Raw genomic sequence first — 12,298 nt, 5'->3', positions numbered from 1 at the left:
TGGCGGCATGGGGGACGGATCGGGGTCGTCCCGGATGGCTGTCGCCCGGCCCGGCGCCGCAGGCTTGCGGGCATGAGCAACGAGACCGAACACCCCGCCGCCCCAGGCCGATCCGCCCCCGCCGCCCGGCCGCGCCGGACCGGGTTCGTGCTGGCCGCCGCGCTGGCCACCGCCTGCGCCGTCGCGGCGTACGCCCCCGGGTGGGCCTTCGCCGCGCCCGCCCCACCCGATCCACCCGCCCCGACGGCCCCGACGGTCCCGGCCGCCCCGGTCACCCCGGCCGCGGGCAGCGCCCCGGCCGCCCTCGCCCCCGCACCGCAGCCCGCACATGACCCCGCCGCCCCCACAGCCCCGGCCGTCCCCGCAGCCCCCGCTACCCCAGCGACCCCCGGCAGCCCGCTGGAGGCCGGCTACGCGGACTGCCCGGCCATCCCGGCCGGTGCCGACCCGGCGCGCTGGCGCTGCGAGGTGCACGTCGGCGCCCCGCGGCTGACCGTGGGCGGTGTCGAGGGGCTCGCCCTGGCGCCGATGACCATCACCTTCGCCGAGGGCCCGCTGCCGGACGGCACCAAGGCCCAGGTCTTCGGCGCGCTGCGCAGCGCGCCGACCCGGGTGCCCGGCGGGCTGTTCGGGCTCCCGGCGCCGCTGGGCGCGACCACCGGGCTCGACGCCCGCGGCTCGCTCGGCGGGCTCGCCGTCCAACCCGAGTACGGTGGCCGATCCGACTTCTACACCGGGCAGTTGAGTCTGCGGCTGGTCCTGCGCAGCCCCCTGCTGCCGGACTCCTGCGCGATCGGTGGCGGGGTGCCGATCGACCTGGCGCTGCGGCGTACCGGGCCGGCGGTCCGGGAGTCCGAGGAACCGCCGCTGATCCGCTACTCGATGGAGGACGGCGGCTTCGCCGCGCCCGCGGTGGGGCAGTGCGGCCCGCTGGGCCACCTGCTCGACCGCCGGCTCGGACTGCCGGCGGCCGATGGCAACCTGCTGCGGCTCGACGCCGCCTACACCTTCAGGACGTACGACCGGCTGCGCTGACCCCGCTCTCGCCGCCGCCCGGCTGACGGCCCGACAGGCGGGCGCGCAAGGCCGTCGCCGCTGCCGTGGCGGCGGCTGCGGAGGCCGCGGCGGCCGCCACCGGGGCGGCCTCCCGGCGGGTCTGGCCGGGGATGCCGGACGGCCGGTCGGCCCGGGGGGTGCGCGTCGCCTCCTCGACCGCCTCGACCGCCTCCCGAGCGGCGAGGTAGGCCTGGACGGCGGCGATCCCGTAGACCGGCTGGATCAGCTGATGGCCCTTGAAGAACGGGCGGGCGGGCGCGAATCCGGCCGCGACCACCAGTTCGCGGATCTCGGTTATCTCCTCCTCGGTCCGCGCGGTGAAGCGGACCTCCCAGCCCTTCTTGTACGCGCGGCCGTCCTCGCTGTTGCGGCGGGCCAGGTCCGGTCGGCGGACGTAGCCGGGCAGTCGGCCGAGGCGCAGCTGGGCAGTGCGCCGGCCGGAGGTTTCGTCACGTGGCATGAGCTGATGGTAGGCAATCGTCCGGGAGCGGTTGACTCCGGGTTGGTGCTTCACCGTGCGTAGTCGGTTACGCCCCGTCATGATCGCCTGGTGGCGGCGGTGGGCCTGGTCCGCGGCCCGCGAAGATCAATTCGCTGAAAATCGGATGGTACCCGTCAAGTCCGACCTAATCCGGCAACTGAATGAACGTCCTATCCGCCGAATGGGTGAGGGTATGGGGACTTTAGTGCAGACCAGTCCCGTTTTCGCGACGGTTGGGTAACAGGTCGTCAGGTCGTGGATCCCGTGGCGGAGCTGTTGGGGAAGGTGTCGGCATGAGCTACCAGATTCCCTCCCAGTCCTTGTCCCTCGAAGAGCTGGCCCGGCGGCAGCAGAACGTGATCACGGCCAGTCAGCTGCGGGCCCGTGGCGTGCCGACGCGGGTGGTCAGCGAGCACTGCCGGCGTGGCGGGCCCTGGCGGCGGATGCTGCCGCGGGTGTACCTGCTGCAGGAGAGCGAGCCGACCCCGGAGCAGCGGATGTGGGCCGCGCTGCTGTACGCCGCGCAGAACGGGCGGGACGAGGGCGGCCGGGAGGGCGCCGTGATCACCGGCGCGGCGGCGCTGGCGCTGTACGGCTTCGTGTCGATGCCCCGGCTGCCCGCCGTCACCGGGGTCGAGGTGCTGGTGCCCCGGCAGCGCCGGCTGCGGGACGCCGGCGAGGTGCGGATCCGGCGCACCGAACGGGAGTTGGTGGCACGCTCGGTGCACGGGCTGGCCTGCGCGCCGGTGGCCCGGGCGGTCTGTGACGCGATCCGGGAGTGGACGGACGCGGGCGCCTTCGACGCCGGGGTGATTGGCCCCGGACTGCTGCGCTCGGTGCTCCGCGAGGCCGTCTCCCGGATCGGATCGGGCGGCGGGCTGCGGGAGTTGTCCACCGAGCTGGCCGAGGCCGGGCTGCTGGAGGAGCCCCGGGTGCGGGCCGCGCTGGACGAACTGCTGGCCGCCGAACGGGAGTCGGTGCTGGACCGGCTGGGCGAGCTGGTCGACGAGTGGCTGCTGCCGGCCCCGCTGGCCGGCCCGGAGCTGCGGATGCGCGGCGGCACCTACGTCGCCGTGCCGGACCTGTACTGGCCGCAGGTGGGGGTCGCGGTCGAGGTGGACTCGGACCTGCGCTGCGTCAGCGAAGGTGAGGCGGCCTGGGTGCGCGGCGGCCAGCACCGGATGGAGTACCTGGGTGTGCGGGTGGTCCACGTGTCCGGGCAGCGGCTCGCCGCCGAACCGGACGCGGTCGGCGGTGAGCTGCGGGAGGCGTTCCGGGCCGGCGGCGAGGACGTGATCGAGCTGGTGGTGACCGAGCGCTGACCGCCGGGCCCTGCCGGGGCCCACCCGCCGCGGGCCCGCGACGCAGGCCGAGCGGCCCGCCGGAGCCGGCACCCGGCACGAACTACCCGGCAACCCGGCACGAACTACCCGGCAACCCGGTACCCCCGTAGCAGCAACCGGTACACCCGTACCAGCACCTGGTACCCAGCACCCACCCCCGGCCCCGCCGCCGCGCAGGTCCGGCCCGCGCGGGTGCGGCCCGCGGAGGTCAGCCGCGCACCACCGGCTCCCCGGTCAACTCCACCCCGGCGAGCCGGAGTTCCTCCAGCGCCGCCGCCGTCGTCGGGGCGGCCACCGCGGCCGTGAGGTCGAGCAGGACCCGGGTGGTGAAGCCCTCCCGTGCGGCGTCGAGGGCGGTCGCCCGCACGCAGTGGTCGGTCGCGATGCCGACCACGTCGACCTCCACCACGTTCCGTGACCGCAGCCAGTCGGCCAGCCCCTGCCCGTTCTCGTTGCTGCCCTCGAACCCGCTGTACGCGGCCGAGTACGAGCCCTTGTCGAAGACCGCCTCGATCGCGCCCGAGGTGACCGACGGCGCGAAGTTCGGGTGGAACCCCACGCCCTCGGTGCCCGCCACGCAGTGCACCGGCCAGGAGTGGACGTAGTCGGGCTCTGCGGAGAAGTGCTCCCCGGGGTCGATGTGGTGGTCCCGGGTGGCGACGATGTGGGTGTAGCCGGCGGCGGACTCGGCGATCAGGTCGGTGATCGCGGCGGCGACCTCGGCGCCGCCGGACACGGCCAGACTGCCGCCCTCGCAGAAGTCGTTCTGCACGTCGACGACGATCAGGGCGCGGTGCATGGCTGGCTTCTCTCGTTTCTCGGTGACGTCGGGTTGCCGGGGTGGCGCCGGGTGTCGGGGGCCGGGCGCGCCGGGGGTATGAACTCTAGGGAGTGACGCGCGTAGGCGAAAGAGCCGTGCGCCCCTGCGACCCGGCCGCGGTGGCCGTCGGCGGCTGCTCGGTGACGATCACCGGCTCGCCCTTGGAGAGCTGGGTCGCGGAGAGCGGCAGCCCGGCCCTGGCCCGCAGGTGGCGCTCGCGGGCGGCCGCCAGCGGCTCCCGGCCGACCACCTTGCCGCCGGTGATCAGCGGAACGTGCAGCAGGTGCGGCTCCAGCTCCGCGGGGACCGGCCCGAGCCCGACCACCTCGGCCTCGGCGACGCCGTCCGCGTCGGGGCGCCGGGCGGCCCACTTGCGTCCGCCGACGCTGGTCTTCCCGCCGGCCGAGCGCTTGGCCACCGGCACGAGCTCGCCCTCGGGGCCGGCGGCCCGGGCGACCAGCTTGTAGACCATCGCGCAGGTCGGGTGCCCGCTGCCGGTGACCAGGCTGGTGCCCACGCCGTAGCCGTCGACCGGGGCCGCGGCCAGCGCGGCGATGGCGTACTCGTCCAGGTCGGAGGTGACGATGATCCTGGTGCCGGTGGCGCCCAGGTCGTCCAGCTGGCGGCGGACCCGGTGGGCGAGCAGGGTCAGGTCGCCGGAATCGATCCGGACCGCGCCGAGCCCCGGGCCGGCCACCTCGACGGCGGTGCGGACGGCCTCGGCCAGGTCGTAGGTGTCGACCAGCAGGGTGGTGCCGCGGCCCATGGAGTCGATCTGGGCGGTGAAGGCGTCCCGTTCGCTGTCGTGCAGCAGGGTGAAGGCGTGCGCGGCGGTGCCGGTGGTGGGGATGCCGTAGGTGAAGCCGGCCTCCAGGTCGGAGGTGGCGCCGAAGCCGGCGATGTAGGCGGCCCGGGCGGCGGCGACCGCGGCGCCCTCGTGGGCGCGCCGGGCGCCCATCTCGATGCACGGGCGGTCGCCCGCGGCGGCGGTCATCCGGGAGGCCGCGGCGGCGATGGCGGAGTCGTGGTTGAGGATCGACAGGATCAGCGTCTCCAGGATCACCGCCTCCGCGAAGCTGCCCTCGACGGTCAGCAGCGGCGAGCCGGGGAAGTAGACCTCGCCCTCCGGGTAGCCGTGGATGTCGCCGCGGAAGCGGTAGTCGGCGAGGAACCGCAGGGTGGGCTCGTCCACCACCTGCTGGTCGGAGAGCCAGTCCAGTTGCGGGGTGGTGAAGCGGAAGGCCTCCACCGCGTCCAGCACCCGGCCGGTGCCGGCCAGCACGCCGTAGCGGCGGCCGTTCGGCAGGCGGCGGGTGAACACCTCGAAGACGGAGCGCCGGTCGGCGGCTCCGCTGCGGAGGGCGGCCTGCAGCATGGTGAGTTCGTACCGGTCGGTGAGCAGCGCGGTGGACCGGCTCGCGGTGATGGCGTCCATGATGATGATGCTACTACCACTTAGCGTCAGTCTGACGATTTCTCTCCGGCGTGTTGACCCGGATTCGCTCGCGCGTCCCCCGGATGGAAGCATGAGAGGCAGAGGACGTCGTGTCGGGTGAGGGAGAAGCAGTCGTGAGTGTCGCCCCGGTGGAGATCGAGCGCCCTGAGGTCGAGGGCCTGCCGGTGACGGAGCCCGACACACCCTGGGTCACCATCGTCCACAACGACCCGGTCAACCTGATGAGTTACGTCCAGTACGTGTTCCAGGCCTACTTCGGCTACCCGAAGGACAAGGCCAGGCAGCTGATGATGGACGTGCACACCAAGGGTCGCGCGGTGGTCTCCAGCGGTACCCGCGAGGAGATGGAACGCGACGTCCAGGCGATGCACGGTTACGGTCTGTGGGCGACCCTCCAGCACGACTGACCCCGTACGACCATCAGGCCCCTCACCACCACCAAGCAGACAGGCTGATCAGAACACATGGCTGGGTTGTTCGAGAGCGCCGGCGGCGGCAGCGCGGTGATCGCGCTGGACGAGGTCGAGGCCTCCATCCTGCGCACCCTCGAGGTGCAGATGCTGGAGCTGATCGGGCCCGGGCCGGGCGGTGCGAGCGACGACCCGCTGGCGGCGCTGTTCGCCGAGGGCCCCACCGAGGCGCCCGAGGACCCGGCGCTGGCCCGGCTCTTCCCCGACGCGTACGGCGAGCCGGGGGAGCGGGCCGACGCGGAGACCCGCGCCATGGCGGGCGAGTTCCGCCGCTACACCGAGGTGGACCTGCGGGCCCGCAAGCGCGACGACGCGCTGGCCGTGGTGCGCGCCCTCGACGGCCTGGGCGAGGACGGCGGGGTGCTCCAGGTCGCGGCCGGGGACTGCCGGCACTGGCTCGGCGCGCTCAACGACCTGCGGCTCACCCTCGGCAGCCGGCTGGAGATCACCGAGGAGGACGAGCAGGGCCTCTACCGCCTGCCGGACACCGACGAGCGCAAGCCCCTGGTGATGGCCTACGTCTGGCTCGGCCAGCTGCAGGAGACCCTGCTCGACGCGATGACCGGCTGACCGCCCGACCGCCTGACCGGCTGGCCCGGTCCGCCCGCGGCGGGCCCGTACCCGCCAGGCGCTCGTACCCGCCCGTACCCCGATGTCCCGTCCACCGGCGGAAAGTCCGCATGATGGACGGGATTTCGCATCAATACGGACAAAGCGCTCGATATCCGTACCTGTCATGCTCAAATAGCGCTCAGATACCCACCGGTATCCGGTCATACCGTGATACGACTTCCCCTCGCCCCGCGAGCAGAAGGAGGGTGGCCATGGCCGATCAGGCCCAGGACGAGATGACCGAGGTCCGGTCCGAGGGGGACGAGGGCTACGAGCGCGGTCTGGGCAGCCGTCAGATCCAGATGATCGCGATCGGCGGCGCCATCGGCACCGGCCTCTTCCTCGGCGCCGGCACCGCCATCTCCAAGGCCGGCCCGAGCCTCATCCTCAGCTACGCGGTGGCCGGCCTGGTGATCTTCGTGATCATGCGGGCGCTCGGCGAACTGCTCACCTACCGCCCGGTGTCCGGCAGCTTCGCCGAGTACGCCCGCGAGTTCCTGGGCCCGTTCGCGGGCTACGTGACCGGCTGGACCTACTGGCTGTTCTGGGTGGTCACCGGCATGGCGGAGACCACCGCCGCCGCGGTCTACGTGCGGTTCTGGGCGCCCGGCATCCCGCAGTGGGCCAGCGCGCTGGTCTTCCTGGTGATCCTCTATGCGGCCAACCTGATCTCGGTGAAGCTGTTCGGCGAGATCGAGTTCTGGTTCTCGATGGTCAAGGTCACCGCGATCATCGGCATGATCCTGATCGGCGTCGGTGTGCTCACCCTCGGCTTCAGCGACGCCGCCGACACCGCCTCGGTCAGCAACCTGTGGGCGGACGGCGGCTTCTTCCCCAAGGGCATCGGCTCCACCGTGATGACCCTGCAGATCGTGATGTTCGCCTACCTCGGCGTCGAACTGGTCGGCGTCACCGCCGGGGAGAGCGCCGAGCCCGAGAAGAACCTGCCCAGGGCCATCAACACCCTGCCCTGGCGGATCATGCTGTTCTACATCGGGGCGCTGACGATCATTCTGGCCCTCGTCCCGTGGCGGGAGTTCAGCCCCGGCGTCAGCCCGTTCGTGGCGGCCTTCGGCAAGATCGGCATCCCGGCCGCCGCCGGCATCATCAACTTCGTGGTGCTCACCGCGGCGCTGTCCTCCTGCAACTCCGGGATGTACTCGACCGGCCGGATGCTGCGCGACCTCGCCCAGCGCGGCCAGGCGCCCGGCCGGCTCACCGCGCTCAACTCCCGCCGCACCCCGGCTCTGGCGATCACCGTCTCGGCGCTGCTGATGGGCCTCGGCGTGGTGCTCAACTACCTGGTCCCGGCCAAGGCGTTCGAGTACATCACCTCCGTCGCCACCGTCTGCGGCCTGTGGACCTGGGCCGTCATCCTGGTCGCCCAGCTCCGCTACCGCCGCGCCTGGCAGCGCGGCGACCTCCCGGCGCCCACCTTCAAGGCGCCCGGCGGGGCCTGGCCCAGCCGGCTCGCGCTCGCCTTCCTGGTGCTGGTCGTGGTGCTGATCGCGCTCGACGAGGACTCCCGGATCTCGCTGTACGTCTTCCCCGCCTGGGCCGCCGCCCTGGTGGTCGGCTACCAGGTGCTCAAGCGGGTCCGGCCGCAGGCCGTCCTCGCGCACCCGGAGGCCCGTCCGGAAGCCCACCCGGACCCCCGTCCGCAGGCCGCCCCGCGCGGCTGACCCGGCACCCACCGACCCCCGGTCCGACTGCTGGACCGGGTCGCCCGTCCGGCCGTCGAACGCACCCCGCGACGGCCGGACGGGCCTGGCTATCCTGACCGCATGCTGACCATCACCCGAGAACTGCGCGACGCGATCGTCGCCCACGCCCGCGCCGACCACCCGGACGAGGCCTGCGGCGTGGTCGCCGGACCGGCCGGCAGCGGACGGCCCGAGCGGTTCATCCCGATGCTCAACGCGGCCCGCTCGCCCACCTTCTACGAGTTCGACTCCGGCGACCTGCTCAAGCTCTACCGCGAGATGGACGACCGCGACGAGGAGCCGGTGGTGATCTACCACTCGCACACCGCCACCGAGGGCTACCCGTCCCGCACCGACGTCTCGTACGCCTCCGAGCCCGGCGCCCACTACGTGCTGGTCTCCACCGCCGAGGGCAACGGCGAGGGCGACCCGTACCAGTTCCGCTCGTTCCGCATCGTGGACGGCGTGATCACGGAGGAAGACGTCGAAGTGGTGGCGGAGTACGCCGCCTGAGCCCGGCCGCCCCCGCCGGACCCCGGAGGGGCCGGGCCGCCCGGCCCGGGGACGGGCGACCGGCCCGCGGCCTGCCCGGGGTCCTGCAACGTCTCAGCATCGGATACGGAAACGACCGGATCCCGAGACGCAGCTGCCGGACCGGGGGCGGGAATCTATACGATGAGCCCATGCGTTCCGTCGATGTGAGCAACCAGGCCCCGGGCATCCGCCTCGTGGCGCGCCTGCACGTCGACCTGTGCCGGCTCGCCAGTGCGATCTGTCCCGGCACCGCCGACGCCAGCTGACTTCGGCACCGCCCACCCCGGCAGCGACCGGGGCCATTCCCCTGCCGCGCCCCGTGCGGCCCACCCGACCCACCTCCCCAGGAGCGCAGCCATGGCCATCGAGGTCCGCATCCCGACCATCCTCCGTACCTACACCGACGGCGCCAAGGCCGTCGAGGGCACCGGCGCCAACCTCGGGGAACTCTTCACCGACCTCGACGCCCGCCACCCGGGCATCGCCGAGCGCCTGCTCGACGCCGGCGAGCTGCGCCGCTTCGTCAACGTCTACCTGAACGACGAGGACGTCCGCTTCCTGGACGGCATCGCCACCGAGATCGCCGACGGTGACAGCGTCACCATCCTGCCGGCCGTGGCCGGCGGCGCCCGCTGAGCCGCCGCCCGATGCGCTACGACAGCCCGATCGAAGCGGTCGGCAACACCCCGCTGGTGCGGCTGCCCCGGATCTCGGCCGCCGTCCCCGGCAACGACCACGGGCTGGTCACCCTCTGGGCCAAGCTGGAGGACCGCAACCCGACCGGCTCGATCAAGGACCGTCCGGCCCTGCACATGATCGAGCGGGCCGAGGCCGCGGGCCTGCTCACCCCCGGCTGCACCATCCTGGAGCCCACCAGCGGCAACACCGGCATCTCGCTGGCCATGGCCGCCAAGCTCAAGGGCTACCGGATGGTCTGCGTGATGCCGGAGAACACCAGCGAGGAGCGGCGCGAGCTGCTCCGGATGTGGGGCGCGGAGATCATCCCGTCGCCCGCCGCGGGCGGCTCCAACACCGCGGTGCGGATCGCCAAGGAGATCGCGGCCGAGCACCCCGACTGGGTGATGCTCTACCAGTACGGCAACCCGGACAACGCCGGCGCCCACTACCGGGGCACCGGGCCGGAGATCCTCGCCGACCTCCCCGAGATCACCCACTTCGTCGCCGGCCTCGGCACCACCGGGACCCTGATGGGCGTCGGCCGGTTCCTGCGCGAGAAGGTCCCCGGCGTCCAGGTCGTCGCCGCCGAGCCGCGCTATGACGACCTGGTCTACGGGCTGCGCAACCTGGACGAGGGCTTCGTGCCCGAGCTGTACGACGCCGAGGTGCTCACCACTCGCTTCTCGGTCGGCTCGGCCGACGCGGTCCGGCGCACCCGGGAGCTGCTCCAGCAGGAGGGCATCTTCGCCGGCGTGTCCACCGGCGCCATCCTGCACGCCGCGATCGGGGTCGCCCGCAAGGCCGCCAAGGCCGGCGAACGCGCGGACGTGGCCTTCGTGGTGGCCGACGGCGGGTGGAAGTACCTGTCCACCGGCATCTACACCGCGGAGTCGACGGAGGCCGCGGTCGAGGCACTGCAGGGCCAGCTCTGGGCCTGAGTCCGCCGTCGCCGCCGTGGGCGCCGCACCCCGCCCGGGTGCGGCGCCCACGGCGTCTCAGTGCCGGGCCCGGCGGACCACTTCGGCCCAGATCCGCTCCTCCACCGGGCCGACCCGGCGCCGGAAGTCCGCCAGCGGCACCTCGCGCAGCTCGTCCGTCTCCAGCCAGCTCGCCCGCCCGTGCCGGTCCCCGACCGACCCGGCCGGCAGCCGCAGCACCCCGGGCCGTTCGGCGTGGTGCTTGGTGGTGATCTTGGCGACCAGCGCGGTCCGCGGCCGCACCCGCAGCACCAGGCACGGCCGGTCCTTGCCGCCCGGGCCGTCCTCGAACGGCACCCGCGCCCACCAGATCTCCCGGGGCGCGGGCCGTCCCGCCCCGGGCCGGGCCCGCGGCCGCGCCCGCCGGCGCCACCACCACAGGGCCAGCAGCAGGGCCGCCGCGGCCGCGGCCACCAGCAGCGGCAGGGTCAGTGTTCCGTCCATCCGCCGACCGTACCGGGCCGGGCGGCCGCTGTGACATTCGACGATTTGTCCGTTCCGTGCTGCTGGTCGGTCACGGAACGGCGACGGCGTCCGGCCGGGCCCGGGGATCCCGGCCGCCCCGGAAAAGCTGATCACGACAACCCGAGCAGCGCTCGGGACCTCGGTCCGAAGGTGGTGACCAGATGAGCCCCAGCAGCAACGACCTGTGGTCCTACGCCGAGATCGCCCGGCACATCAACGTCCAGTCCGAGACCGTCCGCAACTACCGCCGGCACGGCCTGCTCCCCGAACCCGACCTGACCGACGGCAACGGGCACCCCCGCTGGTACCCCGACACCATCAGAGCCTGGGCCCGCAACCGTCCCGGGCACCGCTGACCCTCCGTCGAACGCCCGCCCGCGCCCCCGGCCCGTTCTGGTGATTCCAGCCACAGCGCGGCACGGGGACGGGGGCAAAGTGCCGTCCGGCCCTTACCCTCGACACGCAACGACCGTACCGGGGCAGCCCACGCCGACCCCCTGCGGGACCAATGACCATCGGGGCGGAGGGGCTCGGCATGCAACTGACCGTGGTGGGGTGCTCGGGGAGCTTCCCGTCCGCCGACTCGCCCTGTTCCAGCTACCTGGTGGAGGCTGACGGCTTCCGGGCCGTGCTCGACCTCGGCAACGGCGCGCTCGGCGCGCTGCAGAACTACGTCGGCCTGTACGACGTCGACGCCGTGCTCCTCAGCCACCTGCACGCCGACCACTGCGTCGACCTGTGCGCCTACTGGGTCGCCCGCAACTACCGGGTGGAGGGCTGCCCCGACCCGGTGCCGGTGTACGGCCCGGCCGGCACCCCCGAACGGCTCGCCCGCGCCTACGACATGCCGGAGGAGCCCGGCATGACCGAGGTCTTCGAGTTCCGCACCCTCAAGCCCGGCAGCTTCGACCTCGGGCCGCTGCGGATCACCACGGTCCAGGTCAACCACCCGGTCGAGGCGTACGCCTTCCGGATCGAGCACGGCGGCCACTCGATCGTCTACTCCGGCGACACCGGCGAGAGCGCCGACCTGGTCGAGCTGGCCACCGGCGCCGACCTGTTCCTGTGCGAGGCCGCCTACACCGACGGCAAGGACACCTACCAGGCCGTCCACCTCAACGGCCGGGAGGCCGGCGAGCACGCCACCGCCGCCGGCGCCAAGCGCCTGGTGCTCACCCACATCCCGCCGTGGACGGACGCCCAGCGCAACCTCCGCGACGCCGAGGCCGCCTACCGCGGCCCGGTGGAGCTCGCCAGACCCGGCGCCGTCTACCGGTTCTGAGCCCCGGCGCCGACCGCCTGCCGGTCCGCCACCTCGACGATCACCAGGGTGCCCGAGCTGCCGGCCCGCACCGCGTGCCGGTGCCCGGCCGGCACCAGGCACAGCTCGCCGGCTCGCACCGACAACTCCTGTCCCTCCAGCGTGAGTTCCAGCTGCCCGTCGAGCACCAGCAGGGCCTCGGTGGTGGTGTGCACCTCCGGCGGGACCGGGCGCCCGTCCATCCGCAGCACCTTCACCCCCGCCGCCCCCACCTCGCCCAGCAGCCGCGAACTCCACGCCACGGGCAGTCCCGCAGCCGTCTCCACCAGGTCGGTCACACGCACGCCGAACACACCCCTCACGGGCCTCGGAAGCAACGGATGCCGAGGACGCTACCGGGCGGGGCCCGCCCGTTGGTCGACCGTTCGGCAAAGAAATCCGC

General features: G+C 73.3%; 16 protein-coding genes. 11 read left to right on the top strand and 5 right to left on the bottom strand.

Annotated features, from left to right (window positions below; genetic code table 11):
- The first annotated feature begins 72 nt into the window (after positions 1 to 72).
- Positions 73 to 1,035: a hypothetical protein gene (locus AC2TEW_RS20640; protein WP_484624797.1), complete on the top strand. Its 963-nt coding sequence runs from the start codon at positions 73 to 75 to the stop codon at positions 1,033 to 1,035.
- Here AC2TEW_RS20640 and AC2TEW_RS20635 read toward each other — a convergent pair.
- Positions 1,010 to 1,516 carry a hypothetical protein gene (locus tag AC2TEW_RS20635; RefSeq protein ID WP_484624796.1) on the bottom strand — a complete coding sequence of 169 codons (507 nt, stop codon included), beginning with the start codon at positions 1,514 to 1,516 and terminating at the stop codon, positions 1,010 to 1,012. The genes AC2TEW_RS20640 and AC2TEW_RS20635 overlap by 26 nt on opposite strands.
- 314 nt (positions 1,517 to 1,830) lie before the next feature.
- On the opposite strand from AC2TEW_RS20635, the gene AC2TEW_RS20630 reads away from it, so the two are divergent.
- On the top strand, positions 1,831 to 2,859 hold the full coding sequence (locus AC2TEW_RS20630; RefSeq protein ID WP_484624795.1) for a hypothetical protein: 1,029 nt from the start codon (positions 1,831 to 1,833) through the stop codon (positions 2,857 to 2,859).
- Positions 2,860 to 3,088: 229 nt separating this feature from the next.
- Here AC2TEW_RS20630 and AC2TEW_RS20625 read toward each other — a convergent pair whose 3' ends face one another.
- The gene (locus tag AC2TEW_RS20625) at positions 3,089 to 3,679 is read right to left on the bottom strand and encodes an isochorismatase family protein (protein WP_033821647.1); all 591 of its coding nucleotides are present in this window, start codon (positions 3,677 to 3,679) and stop codon (positions 3,089 to 3,091) included.
- A gap of 85 nt (positions 3,680 to 3,764) precedes the next feature.
- Complete coding sequence (locus AC2TEW_RS20620; RefSeq protein WP_484624794.1) at positions 3,765 to 5,135, bottom strand: nicotinate phosphoribosyltransferase; 1,371 nt, start codon at positions 5,133 to 5,135, stop codon at positions 3,765 to 3,767.
- Positions 5,136 to 5,269: 134 nt separating this feature from the next.
- Here AC2TEW_RS20620 and clpS point away from each other — a divergent pair, with 134 nt between their 5' ends.
- The 7 genes from clpS (at position 5,270) to AC2TEW_RS20585 (ending at position 10,091) form a co-directional block, all read left to right on the top strand.
- Positions 5,270 to 5,563, top strand: coding sequence for an ATP-dependent Clp protease adapter ClpS (gene clpS / locus AC2TEW_RS20615; RefSeq protein ID WP_033821648.1), 294 nt, complete (start codon positions 5,270 to 5,272; stop codon positions 5,561 to 5,563).
- 57 nt (positions 5,564 to 5,620) lie between these two features.
- A complete protein-coding gene (locus AC2TEW_RS20610; RefSeq protein ID WP_484624793.1) occupies positions 5,621 to 6,196 on the top strand; it encodes a DUF2017 domain-containing protein in 576 nt (191 codons plus the stop codon).
- Between the two features lie 254 nt (positions 6,197 to 6,450).
- A complete protein-coding gene (locus AC2TEW_RS20605) occupies positions 6,451 to 7,920 on the top strand; it encodes an amino acid permease (protein WP_484624792.1) in 1,470 nt (489 codons plus the stop codon).
- Between the two features lie 102 nt (positions 7,921 to 8,022).
- On the top strand, positions 8,023 to 8,454 hold the full coding sequence (locus tag AC2TEW_RS20600) for a M67 family metallopeptidase (protein ID WP_484624791.1): 432 nt from the start codon (positions 8,023 to 8,025) through the stop codon (positions 8,452 to 8,454).
- A gap of 170 nt (positions 8,455 to 8,624) precedes the next feature.
- Entirely contained in the window at positions 8,625 to 8,741 is a 117-nt protein-coding gene (locus AC2TEW_RS20595; protein WP_359887644.1) for a putative leader peptide, read from the top strand.
- A gap of 91 nt (positions 8,742 to 8,832) precedes the next feature.
- Complete coding sequence (locus tag AC2TEW_RS20590; RefSeq protein WP_484624790.1) at positions 8,833 to 9,111, top strand: MoaD/ThiS family protein; 279 nt, start codon at positions 8,833 to 8,835, stop codon at positions 9,109 to 9,111.
- A gap of 11 nt (positions 9,112 to 9,122) precedes the next feature.
- Positions 9,123 to 10,091 carry a PLP-dependent cysteine synthase family protein gene (locus AC2TEW_RS20585; RefSeq protein ID WP_033821652.1) on the top strand — a complete coding sequence of 323 codons (969 nt, stop codon included), beginning with the start codon at positions 9,123 to 9,125 and terminating at the stop codon, positions 10,089 to 10,091.
- A gap of 57 nt (positions 10,092 to 10,148) precedes the next feature.
- Here AC2TEW_RS20585 and AC2TEW_RS20580 read toward each other — a convergent pair whose 3' ends face one another.
- Entirely contained in the window at positions 10,149 to 10,574 is a 426-nt protein-coding gene (locus AC2TEW_RS20580) for a type II toxin-antitoxin system PemK/MazF family toxin (protein ID WP_484624789.1), read from the bottom strand.
- A gap of 182 nt (positions 10,575 to 10,756) precedes the next feature.
- On the opposite strand from AC2TEW_RS20580, the gene AC2TEW_RS20575 reads away from it, so the two are divergent.
- Both AC2TEW_RS20575 and AC2TEW_RS20570 read left to right on the top strand, forming a co-directional pair.
- A complete protein-coding gene (locus AC2TEW_RS20575) occupies positions 10,757 to 10,951 on the top strand; it encodes a MerR family transcriptional regulator (protein ID WP_033823838.1) in 195 nt (64 codons plus the stop codon).
- Positions 10,952 to 11,130: 179 nt separating this feature from the next.
- Positions 11,131 to 11,877, top strand: a complete 747-nt coding sequence (locus AC2TEW_RS20570; RefSeq protein ID WP_484624788.1) for an MBL fold metallo-hydrolase — start codon at positions 11,131 to 11,133, stop codon at positions 11,875 to 11,877.
- Here the strand turns inward: AC2TEW_RS20570 and AC2TEW_RS20565 are convergent.
- Positions 11,865 to 12,200: a cupin domain-containing protein gene (locus tag AC2TEW_RS20565; RefSeq protein WP_484624787.1), complete on the bottom strand. Its 336-nt coding sequence runs from the start codon at positions 12,198 to 12,200 to the stop codon at positions 11,865 to 11,867. The genes AC2TEW_RS20570 and AC2TEW_RS20565 overlap by 13 nt on opposite strands.
- Positions 12,201 to 12,298: the final 98 nt, after the last annotated feature.

The sequence above is a fragment of the Kitasatospora sp. NEAU-CNBT7 genome, from assembly GCF_057220535.1.
This window is presented reverse-complemented; position numbering and strand designations above follow the sequence as displayed.

What these genes read in the sequence shown, in the direction of transcription:
- AC2TEW_RS20640 (WP_484624797.1), top strand. Translation starts at nt 73, where the DNA reads ATGAGCAACGAGACCGAACACCCCGCCGCCCCAGGCCGATCCGCCCCC.
- AC2TEW_RS20635 (WP_484624796.1), bottom strand. Translation starts at nt 1,516, where the DNA reads ATGCCACGTGACGAAACCTCCGGCCGGCGCACTGCCCAGCTGCGCCTC.
- AC2TEW_RS20630 (WP_484624795.1), top strand. Translation starts at nt 1,831, where the DNA reads ATGAGCTACCAGATTCCCTCCCAGTCCTTGTCCCTCGAAGAGCTGGCC.
- AC2TEW_RS20625 (WP_033821647.1), bottom strand. Translation starts at nt 3,679, where the DNA reads ATGCACCGCGCCCTGATCGTCGTCGACGTGCAGAACGACTTCTGCGAG.
- AC2TEW_RS20620 (WP_484624794.1), bottom strand. Translation starts at nt 5,135, where the DNA reads ATGGACGCCATCACCGCGAGCCGGTCCACCGCGCTGCTCACCGACCGG.
- AC2TEW_RS20610 (WP_484624793.1), top strand. Translation starts at nt 5,621, where the DNA reads ATGGCTGGGTTGTTCGAGAGCGCCGGCGGCGGCAGCGCGGTGATCGCG.
- AC2TEW_RS20605 (WP_484624792.1), top strand. Translation starts at nt 6,451, where the DNA reads ATGGCCGATCAGGCCCAGGACGAGATGACCGAGGTCCGGTCCGAGGGG.
- AC2TEW_RS20600 (WP_484624791.1), top strand. Translation starts at nt 8,023, where the DNA reads ATGCTGACCATCACCCGAGAACTGCGCGACGCGATCGTCGCCCACGCC.
- AC2TEW_RS20595 (WP_359887644.1), top strand. Translation starts at nt 8,625, where the DNA reads ATGCGTTCCGTCGATGTGAGCAACCAGGCCCCGGGCATCCGCCTCGTG.
- AC2TEW_RS20590 (WP_484624790.1), top strand. Translation starts at nt 8,833, where the DNA reads ATGGCCATCGAGGTCCGCATCCCGACCATCCTCCGTACCTACACCGAC.
- AC2TEW_RS20585 (WP_033821652.1), top strand. Translation starts at nt 9,123, where the DNA reads ATGCGCTACGACAGCCCGATCGAAGCGGTCGGCAACACCCCGCTGGTG.
- AC2TEW_RS20580 (WP_484624789.1), bottom strand. Translation starts at nt 10,574, where the DNA reads ATGGACGGAACACTGACCCTGCCGCTGCTGGTGGCCGCGGCCGCGGCG.
- AC2TEW_RS20575 (WP_033823838.1), top strand. Translation starts at nt 10,757, where the DNA reads ATGAGCCCCAGCAGCAACGACCTGTGGTCCTACGCCGAGATCGCCCGG.
- AC2TEW_RS20570 (WP_484624788.1), top strand. Translation starts at nt 11,131, where the DNA reads ATGCAACTGACCGTGGTGGGGTGCTCGGGGAGCTTCCCGTCCGCCGAC.